At 70.9% G+C, this 24,836-nt stretch carries 18 protein-coding genes; 5 read left to right on the top strand and 13 right to left on the bottom strand.

The features are described from left to right. Window positions 1-79 precede the first annotated feature (79 nt). Window positions 80-706: a TetR/AcrR family transcriptional regulator gene (locus tag ACIO1C_RS29205; protein ID WP_401868838.1), complete on the bottom strand. Its 627-nt coding sequence runs from the start codon at window positions 704-706 to the stop codon at window positions 80-82. Between the two features lie 184 nt (window positions 707-890). On the opposite strand from ACIO1C_RS29205, the gene ACIO1C_RS29200 reads away from it, so the two are divergent. Then, window positions 891-2,441, top strand: a complete 1,551-nt coding sequence (locus ACIO1C_RS29200; RefSeq protein WP_401868837.1) for an MFS transporter — start codon at window positions 891-893, stop codon at window positions 2,439-2,441. Window positions 2,442-2,558: 117 nt separating this feature from the next. Here the strand turns inward: ACIO1C_RS29200 and ACIO1C_RS29195 are convergent, their stop codons facing one another. From ACIO1C_RS29195 to ACIO1C_RS29180, 4 genes are all read right to left on the bottom strand, one after another. After that, a complete protein-coding gene (locus ACIO1C_RS29195) occupies window positions 2,559-4,484 on the bottom strand; it encodes a DUF4153 domain-containing protein (RefSeq protein ID WP_401868835.1) in 1,926 nt (641 codons plus the stop codon). Window positions 4,485-4,594: 110 nt separating this feature from the next. Beyond that, the gene (locus ACIO1C_RS29190; protein WP_401868833.1) at window positions 4,595-5,533 is read right to left on the bottom strand and encodes an ADP-ribosylglycohydrolase family protein; all 939 of its coding nucleotides are present in this window, start codon (window positions 5,531-5,533) and stop codon (window positions 4,595-4,597) included. 32 nt (window positions 5,534-5,565) lie between these two features. Beyond that, entirely contained in the window at window positions 5,566-6,225 is a 660-nt protein-coding gene (locus ACIO1C_RS29185) for a histidine phosphatase family protein (RefSeq protein ID WP_401868831.1), read from the bottom strand. Between the two features lie 83 nt (window positions 6,226-6,308). After that, window positions 6,309-6,914 (bottom strand): YdbC family protein, encoded by a 606-nt coding sequence (locus ACIO1C_RS29180; RefSeq protein WP_401868829.1) that lies wholly within the window; start codon window positions 6,912-6,914, stop codon window positions 6,309-6,311. Window positions 6,915-7,011: 97 nt separating this feature from the next. Here ACIO1C_RS29180 and ACIO1C_RS29175 point away from each other — a divergent pair, with 97 nt between their 5' ends. Next, complete coding sequence (locus tag ACIO1C_RS29175; RefSeq protein WP_401868826.1) at window positions 7,012-7,968, top strand: DUF1152 domain-containing protein; 957 nt, start codon at window positions 7,012-7,014, stop codon at window positions 7,966-7,968. 140 nt (window positions 7,969-8,108) lie between these two features. Then, window positions 8,109-8,633 carry a TerD family protein gene (locus ACIO1C_RS29170; RefSeq protein ID WP_401868824.1) on the top strand — a complete coding sequence of 175 codons (525 nt, stop codon included), beginning with the start codon at window positions 8,109-8,111 and terminating at the stop codon, window positions 8,631-8,633. Window positions 8,634-8,769: 136 nt separating this feature from the next. Here the strand turns inward: ACIO1C_RS29170 and ACIO1C_RS29165 are convergent, their stop codons facing one another. Both ACIO1C_RS29165 and nrdR read right to left on the bottom strand, forming a co-directional pair. Continuing rightward, window positions 8,770-11,670: a vitamin B12-dependent ribonucleotide reductase gene (locus tag ACIO1C_RS29165; protein WP_401868821.1), complete on the bottom strand. Its 2,901-nt coding sequence runs from the start codon at window positions 11,668-11,670 to the stop codon at window positions 8,770-8,772. A 180-nt stretch (window positions 11,671-11,850) separates the two neighbouring features. Continuing rightward, window positions 11,851-12,360 carry a transcriptional regulator NrdR gene (gene nrdR, locus ACIO1C_RS29160; protein WP_401868818.1) on the bottom strand — a complete coding sequence of 170 codons (510 nt, stop codon included), beginning with the start codon at window positions 12,358-12,360 and terminating at the stop codon, window positions 11,851-11,853. 476 nt (window positions 12,361-12,836) lie between these two features. On the opposite strand from nrdR, the gene lexA reads away from it, so the two are divergent. Next, window positions 12,837-13,622 (top strand): transcriptional repressor LexA, encoded by a 786-nt coding sequence (gene lexA, locus ACIO1C_RS29155; RefSeq protein ID WP_161309411.1) that lies wholly within the window; start codon window positions 12,837-12,839, stop codon window positions 13,620-13,622. Between the two features lie 74 nt (window positions 13,623-13,696). Here the strand turns inward: lexA and ACIO1C_RS29150 are convergent, their stop codons facing one another. The 5 genes from ACIO1C_RS29150 to ACIO1C_RS29130 all read right to left on the bottom strand — a co-directional run bounded on the left by ACIO1C_RS29150 (window position 13,697) and on the right by ACIO1C_RS29130 (window position 21,682). Then, window positions 13,697-15,667: an ATP-dependent DNA helicase gene (locus ACIO1C_RS29150; protein ID WP_401868814.1), complete on the bottom strand. Its 1,971-nt coding sequence runs from the start codon at window positions 15,665-15,667 to the stop codon at window positions 13,697-13,699. Between the two features lie 38 nt (window positions 15,668-15,705). Further along, window positions 15,706-17,481, bottom strand: coding sequence for an IucA/IucC family protein (locus tag ACIO1C_RS29145; RefSeq protein ID WP_401869202.1), 1,776 nt, complete (start codon window positions 17,479-17,481; stop codon window positions 15,706-15,708). A 169-nt stretch (window positions 17,482-17,650) separates the two neighbouring features. Continuing rightward, window positions 17,651-18,328 (bottom strand): GNAT family N-acetyltransferase, encoded by a 678-nt coding sequence (locus ACIO1C_RS29140; RefSeq protein ID WP_401868811.1) that lies wholly within the window; start codon window positions 18,326-18,328, stop codon window positions 17,651-17,653. 43 nt (window positions 18,329-18,371) lie between these two features. Continuing rightward, window positions 18,372-20,285 (bottom strand): IucA/IucC family protein, encoded by a 1,914-nt coding sequence (locus ACIO1C_RS29135; RefSeq protein ID WP_401868808.1) that lies wholly within the window; start codon window positions 20,283-20,285, stop codon window positions 18,372-18,374. A gap of 32 nt (window positions 20,286-20,317) precedes the next feature. Next, window positions 20,318-21,682 carry a diaminobutyrate--2-oxoglutarate transaminase family protein gene (locus ACIO1C_RS29130; protein ID WP_401868806.1) on the bottom strand — a complete coding sequence of 455 codons (1,365 nt, stop codon included), beginning with the start codon at window positions 21,680-21,682 and terminating at the stop codon, window positions 20,318-20,320. Window positions 21,683-21,972: 290 nt separating this feature from the next. Between ACIO1C_RS29130 and ACIO1C_RS29125 the strand changes: the two genes are divergently transcribed. Then, a complete protein-coding gene (locus ACIO1C_RS29125) occupies window positions 21,973-23,190 on the top strand; it encodes a trypsin-like serine peptidase (protein ID WP_401868804.1) in 1,218 nt (405 codons plus the stop codon). A gap of 109 nt (window positions 23,191-23,299) precedes the next feature. Here the strand turns inward: ACIO1C_RS29125 and hflX are convergent, their stop codons facing one another. Then, window positions 23,300-24,811 (bottom strand): GTPase HflX, encoded by a 1,512-nt coding sequence (gene hflX, locus ACIO1C_RS29120; RefSeq protein WP_401868802.1) that lies wholly within the window; start codon window positions 24,809-24,811, stop codon window positions 23,300-23,302. Window positions 24,812-24,836 lie beyond the last annotated feature (25 nt).

Here is a 24,836-nt window from a genome sequence, read left to right as displayed (position 1 = left end):
CGCGACAGGGCGGGTACCCACTGTCGCGCCGCGCGCCGTCACGGACCGGCTCAAACAGGCCGCGCTCCCCCGTACCGGCTCAAACAGGCCGCGCGCGCAGCAGCGGCACCATGACCCGGTCGATCATCTCGGCGATGTCCTCGTCGGGCCATTCGCTCGCGCACATCTTGGAGCGGTACATCATCAGGGCCGGGATCACGTCGAAGACCAGCTCGCCGGTGGCGTCGGGGCGGACGTCTCCCCGCTGGATCCCCCGGCACACGACCTCTCCGAAGAGGCGGTTGGACGGTTCGATGACACCGCTGAAGATCAGCCCGTGGAAGCGCTCGGCGGTGGGCCCGTCGCATTCGTGAACGACCGCGCGGAGCGCGGCCCCCGGCAGGGAGTACATCGCGTCCCGCATCCGGCGGCACAGTTGGTACAGGTCCTCGCGCACGCTCCCGTGGTCGGGCGCCTCCCCGAACGTCGGCAGTCCGGCCTGGAGGGCGTCCGCGACCAGATCCTCCTTGGAGGGCCAGCGCCGGTAGACGGCGGCCTTGCCCGTCTGGGCGCCCGCGGCGACCCCCTCCATCGTCAGGCCGTTCCAGCCGACCCTGCTCAACTGCTCCAGCGCGGCCTCGAGAATGGCCCGTTCCAGTACGGGCCCCCGTCGGCGCAGGGACACCGGCCGAGACCGGGCCCCGGCCGCGGGACGCGAAGAAACCATCAGTAACTCTCCATCGGGGGACGGCTCCTGGGCGGCGGCACCCAGGGAACGCCTGCGGGCAGCACCCAGTGAACGCTTGCGTGACAGCACCCAGTGAACGCTTGCGTTCCTTGAAGGGGACTCACTACCGTGTACGGGACAGTGAACGGATGCGTTCACTAATTCACTTGTGGGGGATCCAACAGTGACAACCTCTCAACTCGACCTACCCGGCAGATCACCTGGCGCGGCCCGACGGAGCGGGCGCCCGGGGATCGCGCTCGCCGTCATCGCCGCCTGCCAGCTCATGGTGGTGCTTGACGCCACCATTGTGAACATCGCGCTCCCGCACATCCAGAACGCGCTGAGCTTCTCCACCACAGATCTTTCCTGGGTGCTGAGCGCGTACACCCTCACGTTCGGCGGTCTGCTGCTGCTCGGCGGCCGGGCCGGCGACGTCCTGGGCCGCCGCCGGGTCTTCATGGCGGGCATTCTGCTCTTCACGTTCGCGTCCCTCCTGGGCGGTTTCGCCCAGGAGCCGTGGCAGCTGCTCGCCGCCCGCGTGCTCCAGGGGGTCGGCGGCGCGATCGCCTCCCCGACCTCGCTGGCGCTCATCACCACCACGTTCGCCGAAGGCCCCGAGCGCAACCGGGCGTTCGGGGTCTTCGCCGCCGTGTCCGCGGGCGGCGGCGCGGTCGGGCTGCTGGCCGGCGGCATGCTCACCGAATGGCTCGACTGGCGCTGGGTGTTCTTCGTCAACGTGCCGATCGGCGTGCTGATCGCCGTCCTCGCTCCGGTGTACATCAACGAGTCCGAGCGGCACCCGGGGCGCTTCGACCTCACCGGCGCCGCGACGTCCACGCTCGGCATGGCGTCACTCGTGTACGGCTTCATCCGGGCCTCCGAGGAGGGCTGGAAGGACTCGCTCACCATCGGCTCGTTCGTGGCGGCGGTCGTGCTGCTGGCCGCGTTCGTACTGGTCGAGTCGCGCGCGAAGGAACCCATCACTCCGCTGCGGATGTTCGCCGACCGGAACCGGTCGGGGACGTACGTCATCATGCTGAGCCTCGCGGCGGCGATGTTCGGCATGTTCTTCTTCATCGTCCTCTTCGTGCAGAACGTGCTGGACTACAGCCCGATCACCTCGGGCCTGGCGTTCCTGCCCGTGACGGTCGCGATCGCCGTGGGCGCCGGTCTGTCGCAGCGGTTCCTGCCGGTCCTCGGTCCCAAGCCGTTCATGGTGGCCGGGTCGGCGTTCGCCGGGGTCGGGCTGCTCTGGCTGACCCTGATCGACCCGGGGAGCACGTACGTCGGCGGGGTGCTCGGCCCGCTGGTGATCTTCGGTTTCGGCATGGGGCTGAACTTCGTCACCCTCACGCTGACCGCGGTCTCCGGGGTGGCGCAGCACGAGGCGGGCGCGGCGTCCGGTCTGCTCAACGCGAGCCAGCAGGTGGGCGGCTCGCTCGGGCTCTCGATCCTGGTCACCGTCTTCGGTACGGCGAGCCGCGACGAGGCCGACAAGCAGCTGCCCTCGTTCCTGGCGCAGGCGAACCCCGGGGAGAAGGCGGAGCTGGCGAAGACGCAGCAGCTGCCGGGGCATTGGGGTCACGCGGTACTGACCCAGGGCATATCGACCGCGTTCATGGCGGCGGTGGCGATGGTGGTGGTCGCGCTGCTGACGGCGGTGCTGGTGATCCGGGTGCGGAAGAGCGACCTGGAGGCGCTGAGCGGCAAGGCGGCGGGGCCGGTGGCCTGATCGCCTGAGGGGATCGCCTGAGGGGCGGGTACGGAGGCGGTACGGGACGCTCCACGCGGGAGCGTCCCGTACCGCTTTCGTACGCGTGGTACGCCGCCCTGTGCGCCTTGGGCGCCTCTACGGTGCGTCCCGGCCGTCCTCGTACTCCCCGTACTCGCCGTACTCGTCGTAGTCGCCGTACGGGTCCGAGGGGAACCGCGTCGCGCAGGAGTAGCGCTCCGGTTCGATCCTCCGCTCCGCCAGGAGGTCGCGGGCCCTGCTCTCCGACCAACTGGTCGCGTACCAGGGCTCGGCCCCGTCCTCGGCCAGATTCCGCTCGATGCCCCCCAGCGCACACGAGCGCAGCTCGTCGGGAAGCCGGTCCAGCGCGGGCACCGCGTCGGCGGACAGCTCCTGGAGATAGCGGATGTCGATCTTGCCCGAGCTCTCGTACCGCTGGACGTTCCGCTCCGCGACCAGCGCGTCCGGTGCGAACAGCCCGAAGAGCAGGACGGCAGCCGCCCCGCTCGCGGCGACCGCGCGCGGCAGCCAGCGGCCACCGACGGCCCCGGCGGCCAGCATCAGGACGATCACCAGTCCCAGCCACAGCTCCACCGCCGCGACGGAGAGCCGCAGCCGGGTCAACCCGTAGGCGTCGACGTACAGATCCATCCGGCGCAGCGCGGAGGCGACCACGACCAGGGTGAGCACACAGAGCGCGCCGAGCACACAGCGCACCAGGGTGCGGTCGCCCGCGCCGTCGCGCGGGGCCCAGCGCCGGGCGAGGCCGATGACGACCAGGACCAGGAGGGTGGCGCCGAGCAGCTGCCAGAAACCCTGCCGCGCGTATGCGGAGTAGGTCAGCCCCGTCTTACGGAGGACGTCGTCGTACCCGCCGGCGAGCACGGCCAGCTGGACGGCGATGAAGACCGCGAAGAGCAGGTTCAGGACGATCAGCGGCAGCGCCCACTCCAGCCGGGCGCGGGCCCGCCCCGGCCGTACGGTGATGCGGTCCCAGCGCAGTGGCGCGGCGGCCGTGTGGGCGGCGGCGAGCGCCCCGGCGAGGCCGAGCGCGAAGAGCAGGACGTGCCAGGGGCCGTCGACGACGGTGACGTCGGGGGTCAGGTCGCCGAGCAGCCCGGCGAACGCCTCGTCGGCGCTCGCGAAGAGCGCGCCGAAGACGACCAGCAGGACCACGGCGACCACGACGGTACGGACCACCGGCATCACGCGGCTCCGTGATCCGCCGACGCGCTCCCGCAGGCCGCGCCATCCCCAGACCACACCGGAGCCGAGGGCACCGAAGAGGCCCAGCGGACCGAAGATCACACCGGGCCAGGTACGGCAGCCCTGGAGGGCGAGCGCCCCGAGCGCCAGCGCCGCGGCGACCGACAGGAAGGTCGGCAGCCCGCCGTCGCGCAGGGCGGGGACGACAAGCAGCGCCACCCCGCCGAGGGCCCAGACGAGCGTCCAGGGCCGGGGCAGGCGGCCGGCCGCCTGGGCGGTGAAATACGCGCCGAGCGCGGCGGGGACCGTCACGATCAGCAGGTTGAGCCCGAGCCCGTCGCCCAGGAGGAGGGTGCTGAGGAGCGCGGTCGCCAGGACGGACCAGAGGGCCGCCACCTGGATGCGGGCGGGGGTGACGGGCTTGACGGCGGTGACCCAGGCGGGCGGTTCCGGCCGCTGGGGCTGCCACTGCTGCCAGTCCGGCGCGGGGGCGGGCGCGGGGCGCCGTGGCCGGGCGCCGGACGAGGCGGCGGGCGGGCGCCGTACGGAGCCCGCCGGGGCGGTGCCGAGGGCGACGGCACCGCGCGGCGTACCGCTCCCCGCTTTGGCCTTCGACATCGCGTCCTTGGAGGACGTGTCCTTGGAGGACGTGTCCTTGGTGGACGCGACCTCGGCCGACTCGGCGTCCTCTCTTACGGCATCCCGCGGTTCCGGTGCGTCGGCCTCAACGGCATCCGGCTCACCCGCCGGTGCGGGTACGGACGGTTCTTCTGGCACGGGACCCCCTCCCGGCCGGGTTCTCCCAGTGCGGCGCGAACGGCGCGCGGAACCCGGCATCTCGTCGGCGCTCAGCCGTTGAAGATCAACAGCGTGGCGTGGCCGAAAGATTAACGGAGCCGTGACCTCCGGCCGCCGGCGCAAGGGACCTGTGGCAGGACCGTGACAGATCAGGCGGGGGGACGCCCGGCCGTGTCCCCCCACGCGGGCAGCTCTTCCGTCCGCTCCAGCCACTCCCGCGGCGGCGCCCCGGCACGCCCGGAGGAGACCACTCCGCCGGCGATCGCGCAGGTCGTGTCGACGTCGCCGCCCACCTGAGCGGTGGTCCAGAAAGCCCGCTCGAAGTCGCCGAGCCCCCGGGCCGCCGACCACAGGGCGAACGGCACGGTGTCGTGCGCGCTGGTGCGCCGGCCGCAGCCGAGGACCGCCGCCACGGTGCTCGCGTCGTCGTAGTCCAGCATGTCCCGCGCCCGCCGCAGCCCCGCGCCGACGGCGCTGCGCGGCAGGAGCGCGATCACGCCGTCGAGCAGCGCCTCCGGCGAGGGCGGCCCGGCGGGATCCGCCGCGAGCGCCGCGGCCACCGCCACCGCAACGGCCCCCATGACGGCCTCGCGGTGGTGATGGGTGGGGTACGCGGACAGCTCAGCCTCGTGCGCGGCCCGTTCGGGGTCGTCGGCGAACCACGCGCCGAGCGGCGCGACCCGCATCGCCGCGCCGTTGCCCCAGGAGCCCTGTCCCTCGAAGAGCCCGGCGGCCAGCTCGCGCCAGTCGCCGCCCTCCCGGACCAGCCTGAGCATGCGGTTCACGGCGGGGCCGTACCCGCGGTCGAAGTCGTGGTGGTCCGCGAACGAGTGCGCGAGGACGTCCTGGTCGACCCGGCCGTGCGTGGCGAGCACCACCAGCACGGACACGGCCATCTCGGTGTCGTCGGTCCACTGCCAGGAGCCGGGCGGCGGCTCGCGGCGCGCCAGCAGCGGATAGTTCGAGGGGACGAAGAACTGGGAGCCGAGGGCATCTCCTACGGAGAGTCCACGCAGGCTGTCGAGGGCACGTGCGAAGCGCCCGTTGTGGGTCGCGTCATCGGGGGAAAGAGAGGAATCCAAGGTCATCGCGGGGCACTCTACCGGGTGAATACCGCCGGTTACTTGGTCATTCCGTACGGCTCCGGGGTACGCCAGTGCGCGAACGGCCGGTCCAGGACGTACCGCCCGTCCTCTCCGAGGAGAAGGGTCCTGGTCTCCGCGTTGTCGGGGTTGGAGAGGGACTCGAATTCCGCGACCGACCAGTGGAACCACCGCATGCAGAACAACCGCATGGTCAGCCCATGGGTCACCAGCAGGACGTTCGACGGCGAGTCCGGCGCCTCGAAGCTGCGGTAGAGGCTCTCCAGGAACGCGCCGACCCGGTCGTACACGTCGGCGCCCGACTCCCCCTGCGCGAAGCGGTAGAAGAAGTGCCCGTACGCGTCGCGGTACGCCTTCTGGAGGCGTACGTCGTCCCGGTCCTGCCAGTTCCCCCAGTCCTGCTCGCGCAGCCTGGGCTCTTCCCGTACGCGCACCAGGTCCGGGTCGAGGGAGAACGCGCGCAGGGTCTCGTGGGCCCTGCGGTACGGCGACACATAGACGCTGACCTGCTCGTGTCCGAACAGCTCGCGCAGCTCGGCGCCGGTCTCCTCGGCCTGCCGCCGGCCCCTCTCGGTGAGCTTCAGGGCATGATCGGGCTCGCGTTCGTACACGGTGTCGTCGGCATTGCCCTCCGACTCGCCGTGCCGGACCAGAACGATGCGCCGCGGTCGTGCCATGCCACGACCCTAGATCGGTCCGGATCCGCCCGACACGCGGGGAGGTCCTTAGGCTCCGCCCAGGATGATTTCCGTACCGCGCCCTACACCGTCCAGGACGGTTCGAGCGCGACGATGTCCCCCGCGAGTGCCGCCACGTCGGCCGCCGTCTGCGCGCGCAGCGTCAGCCGCTCGACCCGTTCCGCCCGGTATTTCCCGTGCTCGGCGGCCGAGTGCCACATCGACAGGACGATGAACTCGTTGCCCGGCGCCTCGCCGAACAGCCCGCGCAGCATGCCGGGCGATCCGGCCATGGCGGGGTTCCACACCTTCTCCTGCATCAGCGCGTAGTGCTCGACCCGGTCCTCATGGACCTTGCAGTGCGCGACCCGCACCACGTCGGCGTCTGTGAACCGCGGCTCGAAGCCGGTCTTCACATCGAACCGATGATCGAACAGTTTGACCTGATTGTCCCTGTACGTGCCCGACTGCGCGGCGGCCAGCCGGTCGTGCGAGCGTGCCATGAAGGAGTCGTAGAACGGCCTGCTCTCCCAGAACGAGAAGACATGGGCCACCCCGGGCCGCACCCTGCTCCATCCCCCGCCCTGCCCCCGGAACCCCGGCTCACCGAGCAACCCCGCCCATTTCCGCTGTCCGCGTTCGTACCCTCTACGGTCGATCACGGTGCAGCGGGTCCACTTGACCAGCACCGCGCCATCGTACGGGGCCCGGCGTGTCGCCGGTCACTCCCGCGCGACTCCGTCTAGGCTTCCCCGCCCCCACCCCGGCCCCCGCACAATGATCGTCATGACGGCACTGCACATCCCTGGACTCTTCGCACGGCTGGAGCCCGCCGAACGTGTCCTCGTCGCGGGCGCGGGCGGCGGATTCGACATCTACGCGGGCCTGCCCCTCGCGCTGTCCCTCCTGCACCAGGGCAAGGAGGTCCATCTCGCGAACCTGACGTTCAGCGCGATCGAAGGGCTTCCCCTCGCCGCCTGGCTCGCCCCGGACGTCGCCGTCGTCACCCCGGAGACGTCCCTCCACCAGACGTACTTCCCGGAGCGCACGCTCGCCCAGTGGCTGGACCTCCACGGCTACCCGAGCACCGTGCACGCGTTCGCACGCGTCGGGGTCCAGCCGCTGCGGGCCGCGTACCGCGCGGTGGTCGAGGCGTACGACATCGACGCGGTCGTCCTGGTCGACGGCGGTACGGACATCCTGATGCGCGGGGACGAGTCGGGGCTCGGCACCCCGGAGGAGGATCTGGCGAGTGTCGCCGCGCTGGCCGGGATCGAGGGCCCGGAGCGGCTGGTGATGTCGGTCGGCTTCGGCATCGACGCCTACCACGGGGTGAGCCACGGGCTGGTGCTGGAGAACATCGCCGCGCTGGAGCGCGACGGCGCCTACCTGGGCGCGTTCTCGATCCCCCGTACGTCCAAGGAGGGCGCGCTCTTCCTCGACGCGGTGGCCCACGCGCAGGCGAACACCCCGGTCCGTCCGAGCATCGTCAACGGGTCGATAGCGGCGGCGGTCCGGGGCGACTTCGGGGACGTACGGTTCACGTCGCGCACCCGGAACAGCGAACTGTTCGTCAATCCACTGATGTCGCTCTGCTTCGCCTTCGAACTGGAGGGCCTGGCCCGGCGCTGCCTCTACCTCGACCGGATCGAGGACACCCATCTGATGCGGCAGGTGAGCAGCGCGATCGAGCTGTTCCGCGAGGAGGTCGCCCAGCGGCCGCCGCTCCGTATCCCACACTGACCGGCCTTGGGCCGGCTGGCGAGTACCGGCCAACGTGGCGTCAACTGGCCATATGTGCCCGTGCGTTGTCGGTGCGCGGGTCTAGCCTTGCGTACAAGGCCCGGGGATCCGCGGCCCGGTTCGGACAAGGGGGACAACAGGTGAGCGGTTTCAACAAAGGGGTGTCGAAGGTCGAGGTGACCCTCAAATGGAACCCGAGCCGCCTCGGCGAGCCGGACCACGACCTGGACATCGTCGCGGCGACGTACACAGCGGCCGACCCGACGGGCAAGCCGGTCTACCTGGTCCACTTCGGCAGCCGCTCCCCCGACGGCACGATCACCCTGAACCGCGACAGCCGCACCGGCCAGGGCTTCGGCACCGACGAGGAGATGACCCTGGAACTGGACCGCCTGAACGCGTCCTTCGGCCGGGTCGTGGTGGGCGTAGCCATCCAACAACACAACAGACGCCGCACCTTCGCCGACATAGCCGCCCCCGAGATCCGCTTCGCCGAGGGCTACACGGAACTCCTGGAACACACCTTCACCGACGTCCAGGACTCCACGGCAGCCACGGTCGCGGAATTCCTCCGCACCCCCTCAGGCGCCTGGGAATTCCACCCCGCCCTGAAGGGCTTCGACGCAGACCCAGAACACTTCGCCACCATCATGGGCACCCGCTGACCCCGCCGGACGGCCAGAAGCCCCACGCGGAGGGCGGTGAAGCCGGTCTCGGGCTTCACCGCCCCCCACGTCGATTCAGTTACGGACCCGGCCTCGTCGCACGACCCGGCCGCCCGGTGTCAGCCGCGACCGGGAATCAGCTGCAACCGCTCGTCGAGCCGCAACCCTCGCAGATGTAGCAGGAGCCCGCTCGCTGCATCTTGGTGCCGCAGGAGAAGCAGAGCGGGGCGTCGGCGCTGATGCCCAGTTGCATCTCGACCAGTTCGGCCGAGGTGTGGGCCTCCTTGGGGGCCGGGACCACGGCCGGGTTCGCCTTGGCGGGGGCCGTCGGGGGCTTCGGGGTGGTGGCCTGGGTCGTCGGGCGCGGGGCCGACTGGGCCAGGGTCTCGGTGTCCAGGTCGTCGTCCATGGACGGCACGTACGAACCGGTGTCCAGGTGGCGCTGGCGCTCGTCCGCCGAGTGGATCCCCAGCGCCGAGCGCGTCTCGAACGGCAGGAAGTCGAGGGCGAGGCGGCGGAAGATGTAGTCCACGATCGACTGCGCCATCCGCACGTCCGGGTCGTCCGTCATCCCGGCCGGCTCAAAGCGCATGTTGGTGAACTTGGACACGTACGTCTCCAGCGGGACGCCGTACTGCAGGCCCACCGAGACGGCGATCGAGAAGGCGTCCATCATGCCCGCGAGGGTCGAGCCCTGCTTGGACATCTTGAGGAAGACCTCGCCGAGACCGTCGTCCGGGTAGGAGTTGGCGGTCATGTACCCCTCGGCGCCACCCACCGTGAAGGAGGTGGTGAGGCCCGGGCGGCCCTTGGGCAGGCGCTTGCGGACCGGGCGGTACTCGATGACCTTCTCCACCGCCGTGCGGATGGTGTCCTCGGTCTTCTCCGCGACCTTCTCGTCCCTCTTCTTCGCGGAGAGGGGCTGGCCGACCTTGCAGTTGTCGCGGTAGATCGCGAGCGCCTTGACGCCCATCTTCCACGCCTCGAAGTAGACCTCCTCGACGTCCTCGACGGTCGCGGTCTCGGGGAGGTTGACCGTCTTGGACAGCGCGCCGGAGATCCACGGCTGGATCGCCGCCATCATCCGCACGTGGCCCATGGCGGAGATGGAACGCTCACCCATCGCGCAGTCGAAGACCTCGTAGTGCTCGGTCTTGAGACCGGGCGCCCCGACCACCACGCCGTTCTCGGCGATGTGGGCGACAACCGCCTCGATCTGCTCCGTCTGGTAGCCGAGCCGGCGCAGCGCCTGCGGCACCGTGCCGTTCACGATCTGCATCGAGCCGCCGCCGACGAGCTTCTTGAACTTGACCAGCGCCAGGTCGGGCTCCAGGCCCGTGGTGTCGCAGGACATCGCGAGACCGATGGTGCCGGTGGGCGCGATGACCGAGGCCTGCGCGTTGCGGAAGCCGTTCTTCTCGCCGAGGCGGAGCACGTCCTGCCAGGCCTCCGTGGCGGCGGCCCAGATCGGGGTGTCCAGGTCGTCGAAGCGCACGGCCGTGCCGTTGGCGTCCGAGTGCTGCCTCATGACGCGCTTGTGCGGCTCGGCGTTACGGGCGAAGCCGTCGTACGGGCCGACCACCGCGGCCAGTTCGGCGGAGCGGCGGTACGACGTGCCGGTCATCAGCGAGGTGATGGCGCCGGCCAGCGAGCGGCCGCCGTCGGAGTCGTACGCGTGGCCCGTCGCCATCAGCAGGGCGCCGAGGTTGGCGTACCCGATGCCGAGCTGGCGGAAGGCGCGGGTGTTCTCGCCGATCTTCTGCGTCGGGAAGTCCGCGAAGCAGATGGAGATGTCCATCGCGGTGATGACCAGCTCGACAACCTTGGCGAAGCGCTCGGACTCGAAGGACTGGTGGCCCTTGCCGTCGTCCTTGAGGAACTTCATCAGGTTCAGCGAGGCCAGGTTGCACGAGGTGTTGTCCAGGTGCATGTACTCACTGCACGGGTTCGAGCCGTTGATCCGGCCGGACTCCGGGCAGGTATGCCAGCGGTTGATCGTGTCGTCGTACTGGATGCCCGGGTCGGCACACGCCCACGCGGCCTCGGCCATCTTGCGGAAGAGGGACTTGGCCTCGACCTCTTCGATGACCTCGCCGGTCATCCGGGCGCGCAGCCCGAACTTGCCGCCGGCCTCGACGGCCTTCATGAAGTCGTCGTTGACCCGGACGGAGTTGTTGGCGTTCTGGTACTGGACGGACGTGATGTCGTCGCCGCCCAGGTCCATGTCGAAGCCCGCGTCGCGCAGGGCGCGGATCTTCTCCTCCTCCTTGACCTTGGTCTCGATGAAGTCCTCGATGTCGGGGTGGTCGACGTCGAGGATGACCATCTTGGCCGCCCGGCGCGTGGCGCCGCCGGACTTGATCGTGCCGGCGGAGGCGTCGGCGCCGCGCATGAAGGAGACAGGACCCGAGGCGTTGCCGCCGGAGGAGAGCAGTTCCTTGGAGGAGCGGATCCGGGAGAGGTTCAGGCCGGCGCCCGAGCCGCCCTTGAAGATCATCCCCTCTTCCTTGTACCAGTCGAGGATCGAGTCCATCGAGTCGTCCACGGAGAGGATGAAGCACGCCGAGACCTGCTGCGGCTGGGGCGTGCCGACGTTGAACCACACCGGTGAGTTGAAGCTGAAGACCTGGTGGAGGAGGGCGTACGCCAGCTCGTGTTCAAAGACCTCGGCGTCGGCCGGCGAGGCGAAGTAGTGGTAGTCCTCGCCCGCCTTCCGGTACGTCTTCACGATCCGGTCGATCAGCTGCCTGAGACCGGTCTCGCGCTGCGGAGTGCCGAGGGCGCCGCGGAAGTACTTGCTGGTGACGATGTTGACCGCGTTCAGCGTCCAGAAGTCGGGGAACTCCACGCCACGCTGCTCGAAGTTGACCGAGCCGTCGCGCCAGTTCGTCATCACGACGTCACGGCGCTCCCAGCTGACCTCGTCGTACGGATGCACGCCGGGGGAGGTGTGGATGCGGTCGATACGGAGTCCCTTGCCGGCCTTCGTTCCCTTGGTGCGGGTGCCTCGCGCGGGTCCGCTCGTCGTCTCTGTCATGCCGCCTCCTACGTACAAAACGCACTGAAGTGCCATGTTCTTCCCGTGGCACATGTGTATGTGATGCCTCGGGCGCGGTCGGTCGCGCCCGGGGCAGGCCTGTGTCGTCACGAAGCGGCCGGCACGACGGTCGAGGGCAGGCCCTGCGGGCCGGGACTCGGTCGGTCAGTACGCGGTCGGTCAGTCGGTGACAGTGGCGGGGACGGGGCCCTCGAAGGTGTCGCCGGTCCCGCTTTCCTGCGAGAGAGGCCGCTCACGCAGCTCCGCGACGGCGGCCTCGAAGTCTTCGAGCGAATTGAACGCCCGGTACACGGATGCGAAGCGCAGGTACGCGACGAGGTCGAGTTCCTGCAACGGGCCGAGTATGGCCAGCCCCACGTCGTGGGTGGTCAGCTCGGCGCTGCCGGTGGCGCGCACCGCCTCCTCGACCCGCTGGCCGAGCTTGGCGAGGGCGTCCTCGGTGACGGGTCGTCCCTGGCACGCCTTGCGGACGCCGGAGATGACCTTGGTACGGCTGAAAGGCTCGGTCACGCCGCTGCGCTTGATCACCATCAGCGAGGCGGTCTCGACCGTCGTGAAGCGGCGCGAGCAGTCGGGGCACTGACGGCGGCGGCGGATCGACGTCCCGTCGTCGGTGGTGCGGCTGTCGACGACCCGGCTGTCGGGGTGCCGGCAGAAGGGACAGTGCATGGTTCCCATCCCTCCTTCGCAGCGTGACTGAACAGCACCGTAGAGGCCCGGAACGGGCCCCTCGAAGCAACTCCCAGCATAGGCGATGGATACCGGCCACGAGCACCGGGACCACAACCTCTGGGTGGCTGAAACAATCCAACCACTAGATCTGGGGTTTTCCGCATCTTAGGCCCCCGCGTGTTCCGCGTGTCGCCCCGGGGGTCACCCGCCGGGGCGCGCCCCGGCGGGGGCGGGTGGCGAGGACCGGCCACGAGGGTACGGGAAGGGCGCGGCGGCCCGGATTCCGGCCCGGGCGGTGGGAGGATACGGCGCGGGGACCGCCTGCGAACCGGCCCGGTCAGGACCGGCTATACACCTGGTAAGTCGCACACGTAAGGCACTCTTCAGTTTTTCACTCGAACGTGTGTTTGGCGCAACCTTTCGAAAGCAACTACCGTTGTCCAGCTAGGGAGAACATTTCGAGAGGGGCCGACGTGACCACCACCGCAGACAGTGCCACCATCACTGCCCAGGACCGCTCCCAGAGCCGACTCGAGCCGGTGCATGCAATGAATGACGCAGTCACGAACCCGGAGGGGCCCAAGCCCAACCGGTCACTGCCCGGCAGGCCTCCAGGAATCAGGGCGGACAGCTCCGGTCTCACGGACCGGCAGCGGCGGGTCATCGAGGTCATCAGGGACTCCGTCCAACGGCGCGGGTACCCCCCGTCGATGCGGGAGATCGGCCAGGCCGTCGGTCTCTCCAGCACGTCGTCGGTGGCCCATCAGCTGATGGCACTGGAGCGGAAAGGGTTCCTCCGCAGGGATCCGCACCGCCCGCGGGCGTACGAGGTCAGGGGCTCCGACCAGCCGAGCACCCAGCAGACCGACACGACCGGCAAGCCCGCCGCGTCGTACGTCCCGCTGGTCGGCCGGATCGCGGCCGGCGGACCGATCCTCGCGGAGGAGTCCGTCGAGGACGTCTTCCCGCTCCCCCGTCAATTGGTGGGGGACGGCGAGCTGTTCGTGTTGAAGGTTGTCGGTGACTCGATGATCGAAGCCGCGATCTGTGACGGTGACTGGGTGACGGTGCGCCGCCAGCCGGTCGCCGAGAACGGCGACATCGTGGCCGCGATGCTCGACGGCGAAGCCACTGTCAAGCGCTTCCGGCGGGAGGACGGCCACGTGTGGCTGCTCCCGCACAACGCGGCGTACCAGCCGATCCCCGGCGACGAGGCGACGATCCTCGGCAAGGTGGTCGCGGTGCTGCGCCGGGTGTGAGGAAGCCACCACCGGCTCCGACGGGGGCCCCGGGACCTGAGGTCCCGGGGCCCCCGTTCACGTTCCCGGACCGGTCACTGGCCGTCCGCCTTCGCCTTCGCGTCGATCGCGGCCAGGGAGCGCCGGACCTGGCCGCCGTCCGTCGTGTACCAGAACGCGGGCAGGGACGCCCGCAGGAAACTGCCGTACCGCGCGTTGGCCAGCCTCGGGTCCAGGACCGCGACCACACCCCGGTCCCCGGTCGCCCGGACCAGCCGGCCCGCGCCCTGGGCCATCAGCAGTGCCGCGTGCGTCGCGGCCACCGCCATGAAGCCGTTGCCGCCCGCCTCCTCCACCGCCTTCTGGCGCGCGCTCATCAGCGGGTCGTCCGGACGCGGGAACGGGATACGGTCCATCACCACCAGCTGCGAGCTGGGCCCCGGCACGTCGACCCCCTGCCACAGCGAGAGCGTGCCGAACAGACAGGTCCGGGGATCGGCCGCGTACGCCTTGATCAGCTCGCCGAGCGTCTCCTCGCCCTGGAGCAGGATCGGCACGTCCAGCCGTACGCGCAGCTCCTCCGCCGCCGCCTGCGCGGCCCGCATCGAGGAGAACAGCCCGAGCGTGCGACCGCCGGCCGCCTCCACCAGCTCCGCCAGCTCGTCCATCATGTCGCCGCGCGAGCCCTCCCGGCCCGGCGTGGCCAGGTGGCGGGCGACGTACAGGATCCCCTGCTTGGGGTAGTCGAACGGCGAGCCCACGTCGAGGCCCTTCCACTGCGGGACGTCGTCGCCCGCCGTGCCCTCCGGCGCCAGCCCCAGCGAGGCGCCCACCCCGTTGAAGTCCCCGCCCAGCTTGAGGGTGGCGGAGGTCAGGACGACCGAGCGGTCCGCGAAGAGCTTCTCCCGCAGCAGCCCCGACACGGAGAGCGGCGCGACCCTCAGGGACGCGCCGAACCGGTCGTGGCGTTCGTACCAGACGACGTCCCACTCCGACCCGTTGGCGATCCGCTCCGCCACGCCGTGCACACCCTCGACGGCGGCGAGGGCCTGCTTCCGTACGACGTCCTCGTCCTGCACGGACTTGTCGCGGGTCGAGCCCAGCGCCGAGATCACCGTACGCGAGGCGTCACGCAGGGACATCAGCGCGTAACCGAGATCCTCGGGGATCTCTTCGAGGCGGCCGGGCAGGGCCAGCTCCATCAGCCGCTCGAAGGTCTCCGCCGCCGTCTGGAGCTCGTCGGCCACCTTCTCGTTGACGAGCCGGGCGGCCCGGCGCACCGCGCGGTTGACCTGGCCGGGGGTCAGCTCGCCGGTGGCGACCCCGGTGACCCGGGAGACCAGCTCATGGGCCTCGTCGACGATCAGCACCTCGTGCTGGGGAAGGACCGGCGCGCCCTCGATCGCGTCGATCGCGAGCAGGGCGTGGTTGGTCACCACGACCTCGGCGAGCTTGGCGCGCTCACGGGCCAGCTCGGCGAAACACTCGGCGCCGTACGCGCACTTCGTCGCTCCCAGGCACTCCCGGGACGAGACGGAGATCTGCGACCAGGCCCGGTCGGAGACCCCGGGGGTGAGGTCGTCGCGGTCCCCGGTCTCCGTCTCGTCCGCCCAGTCCCGCATCCGGAGCAGGTCCTGGCCCAGCTTGCTGGTGGGTGCGGCGGCCTCGAACTGGTCGAAGAGCCCGTCGTCCTCCTCCTGCGGCATCCCCTCGCGGAGGCGATGCAGACACAGGTAGTTGGAACGGCCCTTGAGCATGGCGAACTCGGGCCGCCGCCGCAGCAGCGGGTGCAGCGCGTCGACCGTGCGCGGAAGATCACGCTCCACGAGCTGGCGTTGCAGCGCCAGCGTCGCCGTGGCCACCACGACGCGCTCTCCGTGCGCCAGCGCGGGCACCAGATAGCCGAGGGACTTTCCGGTGCCGGTGCCGGCCTGCACGAGGAGGTGGGACGGGGCGTCGATGGCTTCGGCGACGGCCTCGGCCATGGTGACCTGGCCTGGCCGTTCCACGCCGCCGACCGAGGTCACGGCGGCATGGAGGAGCTCGGGGAGTGTTGGCTTCGTCATAGCCCGACCACCCTACGGTGCACCACTGACAACGGCGTTCACCCGCGGCTCTCCCGGGAGGCGAGCGGGTTGGGAACCGTGCCGTGCACGGCGGCGTGCGGGCGCTGGGCCCGGTCGCGGTAGCCGTCGAGGTGGAGCCGGTTCCGGTTGAGGCAGAGGCGCGCGATACGCGGGGTGAGCAGGTCGAACGTCTCGAAGCGCTCCTGGAGTTCCGGGAAGCGCTCCTGGTGCCGGACGATCTCCGCCCGTACGAGGGACCAGAACTCGTCCTCGGACACGTCCAGTTGTTCCTCGCAGAGGGGCGCCAGATAGCGGAACACACCGACGAAGAGCCCTGAATGGATGAACTGCACCAGGAAGCCGGGCTCTTCCGTAAGAAGGACGTCCTTCACCTCGCGGGGCATCGTGTCGTGCTCGGGCAGCGGCCGGGCGCTGACGTTCACGTCGTCGACGAAGTCCTTGATCGCGAGCCGGACCGGCACGTCCTGGTCGTCGAAGACGACGATCGCGTTCTCGCCGTGCGGGGAGAAGACCGTCCCGTAGCGGTAGAGGAAGTGCAGCAGGGGCGGCAGCAGGGCGGCGAAGAGCCGTTCGAGCCAGACGGCGGGGGCCAGTCCGGAACGGGCGACGAGTTCGGCGGTGAGGGCCCGTCCGCGCGGGTCGGTCTGGAGCAGGGAGGCCAGCGTACGGGCGCGCTCGCCGGGGGCCAGCCGGGTCTGAAGGGGTTCGCGCCAGATCGCGCCGAGCAGTTCCCTGTACTGGTACGGGACCTCGGGGAGGTGGTCGTACAGCGGATGCTCGACGGCCACGGACGCCACCTCGCCGAGGAGGATCACCCCGCACTCGTCACGCAGGAAGGGGTCGGCGTCGCGCAGGGCGTGCACCCAGGCGGTGACGGCGGGGGCGGCGAGGGTGCGTTCGGTGGGCAGTCCGCGCCAGACGAGGGTGTTGAGGACGGACAACGGCAGTTTGACCGTGTGCCGGTCGGGCCGGTCGACGTTGAGGAAGGTTCTGACGGACTGCTGCGGCAGCCGGAGGTCACCGTCTGAGGGCAGCGGCACGACGGCTCCCCGGGCTATCTCGGGGGTGTAGAGCGGGAGGAGTACCTCGTCCCACTGCCAGGGGTGGACGGGGAGGTAGAGGTACGTGGCGGGGTCGAGGCCCCGGTCGCACAGGACGCGGTCGTAGCGTTCGCGGACGGCGGCGTCGAGTTCGAGGGTGTAGAGCCGGTCGGGGGTGTGCAGGGCGGGGACGCCGCGATAGGTGGCCAGCGAGGTGCTGACGGCGATCCACGGGAGCGCGGCGGCCGTGCGGGCCTCGGGGGCCCAGCGGGCGGCGTCGGGGGCGGAGAAGCCGATTCTGCCCTTGTTGAGGACGATCCACGGGTGGCCGGTCTGGTGCCCTTCGAGCTCCGCGTAGCCGAGGTCGGCGAGGCCGGCGGCGCTCAGGGCGGTGTGGTCGAGCCTGACGTCGGCGGCGAGGGTGGTGGTGAGTTCGCGGACGAGGTGGCCGAGGGTCGCGCCGTCGAGCGCGAGGAGTCCGCGGGCCAGGAGCAGGAAGCGCAGCGGGTCCGTGAAGGGCCGGCCCTCGTACATGACGCTGTCGGCCTCGACGCGCCAGCTGCCGTACGAGCCGCGGGCGGCGCGGAAGGTGAGGGTCTCGCCGGCGTCGAGCGTGAGGGTGTAGAGGCCGTCGTCCTCATCGGGCCGCGGTTCGATGATCTCCTCGTACGCGAACTCCCCGAGCATCTTGGCGAGAAGGCGGGCGGCCGCGCGGTCCCAGGCCCGCGGGTTCAGCTCGGGCGGCGAGAACAGGCCGGCGGAGCCTTCGGCGGCGGCCGGGGCCGCGTCGTGGCCCGCGTGGTGGCCCGTGTCGTGAGCCGCGTCGTGGGTGGAGCCGTGGGTGACGGAGGACTGAGGCACGGGGACTCCTCGGGAGGGGAACCGGAAGGGATCGAGCGGTGTATTCAAGGCAGCGGTCCGGTCAGAGCAGGTCGCGAAGGGCGCGTTCGCGGACCATCAGGGCGGCTCTTTTGTCGGGGAGATCGATCTCGGCGCCGAAGCGGAACCCGGCGCTGAGGAACGCGGAGACGGAGGGGGTGTTACGGAGGTCGGGTTCGGCGACGACACGTCCGCAGCGGGGGCGGTGGTCGAGCACCAGGTCGGCGACGGCCCTGAGCAGGGCGGTGCCGACACCCCGGCCCCGGTCGGTGACGCCTCCTAGGAGGAGGTGGATTCCGGTGTCGTGCGGGCGGGCCGGGTAGTGGCGCGCGAGCGGGTCGAGATCGGCCCGGTAGATCTCCCAGTAGCTCATGGGGATCCCGCCGAGCACGCCGAGGCACGGAGCGGTGCGTCCGTCACCGTCGAGCTGCGGCCGCAGGTGGTCGGCGGTGACGGATTCGGGTCCCGCCAGCTCCCAGAAGGCCGCGACGGCAGGATCGTTCATCCACCGGCTGATCAGGGCAAGGTCGCGCTCGACGCGTACGGGTACGAGTTGGAAGACACCGACGGAGGTGGTGACGGGACCCCACTGGGCGGGGGAATCGAGGAGCCGGCTGTCGGGGGCACGGCCGGGCGGATCGCCGTCCGCGAACAGCGCGGTCAGTTCGTCGGTCAGCCGCAGATCAAGGGTGTCCTCGGCGCTCGCATCGGTGGGAGGCACAGTGGCGCTCTCCTCTCGGCAGTTCGGACAGGGAGGTGTTCCTTCAACGGCGAAGGGGGTTGGTGATCGTGACGTAGACGGACTGGGTGTCGACGGGCCCGACCAGTTCGTCGAGGCCGTGCAGCCGGGTGAGCAGGTTGGCCTTGCAGCGCAGGGTGGGGGCTTCCAGGAGGAGCGAGGGCAGCGGCGAGCCGAGCGCCGTGGCCCCGGCGAGGAACTGGCGCAGGGCGGCGAGGAGCACCCGCTCGTCGGCGAGCCCCTGTGCCCCGAAGGCGCCGATCAGGCCGAGGACGTTGTTGATGCCGAGGTAGTAGGCGAAGCGTTCGTCGGTGACCGCGTCGGAGACGAAGGTGTCGCTGACCGCCCCGATGCCGGGGAGGCGGCGCTCCAGGGAGGAGCGGTGGGACTCACGGAAGTAGTAGCCCTGGTTGTCGCGGTAGCGCCCGCCGGACGGCCAGCCGTCGGCGTCGAGGAGCACCAGGGTGTTCTGCTGGTGGGCCTCCAGGGCGATGCCCGCGGTGCCGTCCAGCCAGAGCACGGGGCGTACGACGTGGTCGAGGTAGCGCAGGAACCACTCGGCGGACACGGCGGCGGTGGAGCGGCCGGTACGGGCGGCGAGCGCGGCGACGGTCGCGGCGAGCCGGGAGTGCGTACCGGACATGCCCGGGTACGGCCGGGGCGCCGTCAGTGCGGCGATGCAGACGGCGTCGTCGCCGGGGCGGAACGGGTTGTGGCGCAGCATGACGTCGAGTCCGGTGACGGGGTGTCCGTCCGGGGTGTCCACGGCGAGCCAGGCGGGGTCGCGGACGATGTCGAAGCCGGGGTGGGCGGCCTGCCACTCCTTGGCGAGTCCGCTGCGGAGCAGGCGGTGGACCTCGACGCCGCGGTGGAGTTCTTTGCGGAGGTTCTCCCGGCGGGAGTTGGTGATGCGCAGGCCGAGGGAGAGCTTGAGCATGGCCGGGGTGCCCGGCCGGTGCACGGTGCGGATCGAGGAGGTGGGGTGCCAGGAGTCGCCCTGCGGCCCGAGGTCGTGGAGGAGTCCCGCGTCGAAGAGGCCGGCGACTTCCTGACGATGCCTCAGGTCCCTTGCCTGCCAGGGGTGGAGGGGCAGCGGGACGGTGTGGTCGGGGAGGGGGAGGTCGCCGAGGAGGCGGGCGGTGAGCTGTCCGGCCGGGACCACACGGCCCTGTTCGGTCCAGGCGGAGTCGGTGGCGAGGACGGAGCGGTCGACGGCCATCCAGTGGAGCGGGAAGGAGCCGCGCAACTCCGGTGAGTAGAGCCGGGCTTCGGCCTCGGAGAGACCTTCGCGGCTCTTGGGGGTGGGGTGCAGGGGATGGCCGAGTACGAGTGACTGCTCGGCGGTCAGGAACAGGTCGGCGCCGACGGTGGGCCCGGGTCGGCGGCGCCGGTCGGTGATGAACTCCGCGGTGTGGCGTACGGAATCGGCGACCCTGCCGACGAGGTCGGCGCCCTGGAAGCGGCCGGACTCGCGGCCGAGGAGGGCCGCGAGGGCGACGGCCTCGACGGCCGGGGCGTCGCTCGGGGCGCTCTCCAGGAACGGCATGCCGAAGCGGTGCCAGCCCGTCGCGGACCAGTACCGGACGGGTACGAGCAGTGCGGTGCCGCTCACGTGGAGCGGGACGCGCAGCACGTCGCCGTCGGGGCGGGCGATGCCGTTCTCCCGTACCCAGCAGCGCAGGAGGTTCTCGACCGCCGCCGCGTCGGCCGCCTTCTGCGGGTCGGGGTGGTCGAGATGGTCGGGGTGGCCGGACCGGTCGCCGGCGGGGGCGGCGACAGCGGCGCGGGCGGCGGAAACGGCAGGAGCGGCTGACGGCTGTCGCGTCTCGGCGGGGCTCGCGACCGGTTGCCGCGGCACCGTCGCCGACTCGGCGGTGTGGGGGGTCTCGGCGGAGGAACGGCCATCGGCCTCGGGCGCATCGGGTGCGGTGGGGTTCACGAGTGAGGGCTTCCTTGTGATGGGGTCCGGGATCAGTGCGACGGACCGGATTCTGTCCGGAGGAGCGCTCCGCGCTCGGCGGCGGCCAGAGCGTCGGCGAACCGGTCGAGGACCGCCGCGGCCTGTTCGTCGGTGAGCGTGAGGGGAGGGAGCAGCCGGACGACGGCGGACTGCCGGCCGCCGAGCTCGACGATGAGCCCGCGACGGAGGCACTCCTGCTGGACGGCCCTGGCGAGGACGGGGTCGGGCGGAGCGGGAGCGTCGGCCTCCGGGGAGACCAGCTCCACCCCGATCATGAGGCCCCGGCCCCGGACGTCCCCGATGCAGGGGTGGTTGGCGGCGAGTCCCTGGAGCTGTCCCAGCATGCGGGCACCGAGGAGCGCGGCACGCTCGGCGAGCCGGTTCTCCCTGACGTACGCGAGGGTCGCCGCGCCCGCCGCCATGGCGAGCTGGTTGCCGCGGAACGTCCCCGCGTGGGCGCCGGGCGGCCAGCAGTCGAGGTCCTCGTGGTAGACGATCACCGCCAGCGGGAGGGAGCCGCCGATCGCCTTGGAGAGAACCATGACGTCAGGGGTGATTCCGCTGTGCTCCACGGCCCAGAAGGTACCGGTCCGCCCGACTCCTGTCTGCACCTCGTCGGCGATCAGCGGGATGGAGCGGGCCGTGGTGATCTCCCGCATCCTGCGGAGCCAGGCGTCCGGGGCGGGGATCACTCCGCCCTCGCCCTGCACCGGTTCGAGGATCATCGCGGCGGGGGCGGGCACCCCGCCCTTGGGGTCGTCGAGGAGGTTCTCGGTCCAGCGGGCGGCGAGTTCGGCGCCGCGCTCCCCGCCGATGCCGAAGGGGCACCGGTAGTCGTACGGGTAAGGAAGCCGTGTCACCCGTACGTCGGGGGCTCCGCCGGAAGCCGCGAGGGCGCCGGCCGTCATCCCGTGGTAGGCGCCGGTGAAGGAGAGCAGGCCCGCGCGGCCGGTGGCGGTACGGACCAGTTTGAGGGCGGCCTCGACGGCGTCGGTGCCGGCGGGACCGCAGAACTGCACCCGCGCGTGGCGCGCGAACCGCGCGGGCAGCGTGGCGAACAACTCCGTGGTGAAGGCGTCCTTCACCGGCGTGGCGAGGTCGAGGACGTGGAGCGGCGCCCCGGAGTCGAGGACCTTCCTGATCGCCTCCAGGACAACCGGGTGGTTGTGCCCGAGTGCCAGGGTGCCCGCGCCGGACAGACAGTCCAAGTACCTTCTGCCGTCGGCGCCTTCGATGGTCAGGCCCCGGGCGCGTACGGGCACGATGGGCAGCGACCTCGCGTACGTACGAGCCGCCGATTCACGCAGCGCCTGGCGCCGCAGAATGCCCTCGTGTGCGACGGTCGGTGCCGCCGGAGCTGGTTCGGTCACGGCCACGGCTGATGGTCCTCCCGCAGTCACAGGTCGGTTGCATGTCAGTACGGCGCTCGGCCGCCGGTTCCCGGCGGTGGGCGCCGTCTTGTCCCCCCGCACATGTCAACGACGGGGAATGCCCCGGATCACGGGCCCGTGCGAAGATCCTTGGGCGCGGAACCACGCCCCTGCCGTATGCCGTCCCCAACGGCAACGGCATAGTTGGGAGGCGCGTCCAGGGTCAGGACCGTGACCGGGTGCGCCGTTGGTTCCTACAGCTGAGAACAACTCCGAAGTCCCAGGGAGATTCACGCATGCGACCCATTCGCCCGATGTCCGCCGTCCGCAGGGGAAGGCGCGCGGGGCGCGGGATGTCCTCCGCTCTCGCGGCGGTCTCCATGGCCACGGTGCTGGCACTCACCGCCACGGCCTGCGGCTCGGGTGACGACACCGCGTCCGGCTCGTCCACCGCGAGCGCCGCCCCCGCCGACGGCAAGATCCAGATCCCTGACGATCTCAAGGAGCGCCTCAAGGAGCGCGGGATCGACATGGACAAGTGGAAGAACGGCGAGTGGAAGGACTGGGACAAGGACAAGTGGCTGCGTGAGGCCAGGGACTTCGTCAACCCGATCATCAAGGACCTCTGGGACCCGGACCGGATGCGCGACGCGCAGAAGCCCCCGGAGCAGCCGGTCGAGGCCCACGACATCTCGGGCGACGCGGGGGTCACCGACCCGACGCCGCAGCCGGTCGCGGCCCAGGCCGTGAGCACGCCGTACGACGCCGCCGAGCCCGCGTCCGGGAAGCTGTTCTTCGACGGCCCCAAGGGGTCGATGGTCTGCTCGGCGACGGTGGTCCAGGACCCGGCCCACCCCGGCAAGTCCAATATGGTCTGGACGGCGGGGCATTGTGTGCACGCGGGCAAGGACGGCGGCTGGTACCGCAACCTGGTCTTCGTCCCGTCGTACAACAACGACGGCCTGTCGGAGGCCGAGTTGCAGGCCGATCCCGACAAGCAGGCGCCGCACGGCCTCTGGTGGGCGGACGGGGCGCAGACCTCCGACCAGTGGATCGCGCAGGGGTCGTCCTCCGGTGGTCTCGGCGCTCCCTACGACTTCGCGGTCATCCACGTGACGCCGGAGAAGGGCGGCACGGGCGCGTCCTTGGAGGAGACGGTCGGCGCGGCGCTGCCGGTCGACTTCGACGCCCCGGCCACTGCGGACATCGCGAGTGTGACGGCCACCGGGTACCCGGCGGCGCCGCCCTTCGAGGGCCAGAAGCAGTTCCAGTGCGCGGACCGGCCGGGCCGCCTGTCGCTGAAGGCGGACGACCCGACGATGTACCGCATCGGCTGCACGATGACGGGTGGTTCGTCCGGCGGCGGCTGGGTCGCCGAGGGTGCGGACGGCAAGCCCGCCCTGGTGTCCAACACCTCGATCGGCCCGGTGAAGGCCGGCTGGCTGGCGGGCCCGCGCCTGGGCGACGTGGCCAAGGGCATCTACGACGGTGTCAGCGAGAAGTTCGCGAAGTAGCGGCACCGCAGAAGCCCGGAAGGACAACGCCAAGGGGCCCGGTCCCTCATGAGGAGGGATCGGGCCCCTTGGCGTTCAACGTCGCTCGGTCACATACGTTCTCGTACGGTCAGGGCGCCACGGGCACCGGCACGTACGCGGACAGCGCCGCCGCCAGCTCCTCGTGGACACGCGCCTTCAGGAGCGTGCCCTCCGGGGTGTGCTCCTCGGAGAGGACCTCACCCTCGGCGTGCACCCGCGAGACCAGCCCGCCCAGGGTGTACGGAACGAGCACCTCGACCTCGACCTCGGGCCGGGGCAGCTCGGCGTCGATGAGCGCGAGCAGCTCGGCGATGCCCTGGCCCGTACGGGCCGAGACCGCGATCGCGTACCGCTCGGCGCCCAGCAGCCGCTGGAGGACCAGCGGATCGGCCGCGTCGGCCTTGTTGATCACGACGATCTCGCGGACGTCCACCGCGCCCACGTCACGGACGACCTCGCGCACGGCGGCCAGCTGCTCCTCCGGCGCGGGGTGCGAACCGTCGACCACGTGCAGGATCAGGTCGGAGTTGCCGACCTCCTCCATCGTGGAGCGGAACGCCTCGACCAGGTGGTGCGGCAGGTGCCGGACAAAGCCGACCGTGTCGGCCAGCGTGTAGATCCGGCCGCCCGGCGTCTCGGCGCGGCGCACGGTGGGGTCCAGGGTGGCGAACAGCGAGTTCTCCACCAGCACCCCGGCGCCCGTCAAGCGGTTGAGCAGGGACGACTTGCCCGCGTTGGTGTATCCGGCGATCGCGACCGACGGCACCCGGTTACGACGCCGCTCCTGCCGCTTGATCTCGCGGCCGGTCTTCATCTCCGCGATCTCCCGGCGCATCTTCGCCATCTTCTCGCGGATCCGGCGCCGGTCCGTCTCGATCTTGGTCTCACCGGGGCCGCGGGTGGCCATCCCGCCACCGCCGCCGCCACCCATCTGCCGGGAGAGCGACTGGCCCCAGCCGCGCAGCCTCGGCAGCATGTACTGCATCTGGGCGAGCGCGACCTGCGCCTTGCCCTCACGGGACTTGGCGTGCTGGGCGAAGATGTCGAGGATCAGGGCCGTACGGTCGACGACCTTGACCTTGACGACGTCTTCGAGGTGGATGAGCTGGCCGGGGCTCAGCTCACCGTCGCAGACGACCGTGTCGGCGCCGCTCTCCAGGACGATGTCCCGCAGCTCCTGGGCCTTGCCGGAGCCGATGTACGTGGCCGGGTCGGGCTTGTCACGGCGCTGGATCACTCCGTCGAGGACCAGGGCGCCGGCCGTCTCGGCGAGCGCCGCCAGCTCCGCGAGGGAGTTCTCGGAGTCCTGCACGGTCCCTGTCGTCCACACGCCGACGAGCACCACACGCTCCAGGCGCAGCTGCCGGTACTCGACCTCGGTGACGTCTTCGAGCTCCGTGGACAGTCCCACGACACGGCGGAGCGCCGCGCGGTCGGAGCGGTCGAGCTGCTCGCCGTCCCGCTCCCCGTCGATCTCATGGCTCCAGGCGACGTCCTCTTCCATCAGAGCATCGGCCCGAAGGCTGTCCGTGCGGGTGTCCGCAGTGCTGTCGTCCGCGAAGGTCTGCGCGTGCTGGGAAGGGGAGGAAGAGGAGGTCATTGGATCCTTACGTCGCTGGGGGAAG

This window comes from Streptomyces sp. NPDC087420 (genome assembly GCF_044744165.1).
GTDB lineage: Bacteria > Actinomycetota > Actinomycetes > Streptomycetales > Streptomycetaceae > Streptomyces.
Note: the sequence above shows the minus strand (reverse complement) of the source record. Positions and strands in the feature narration are given on the sequence as shown.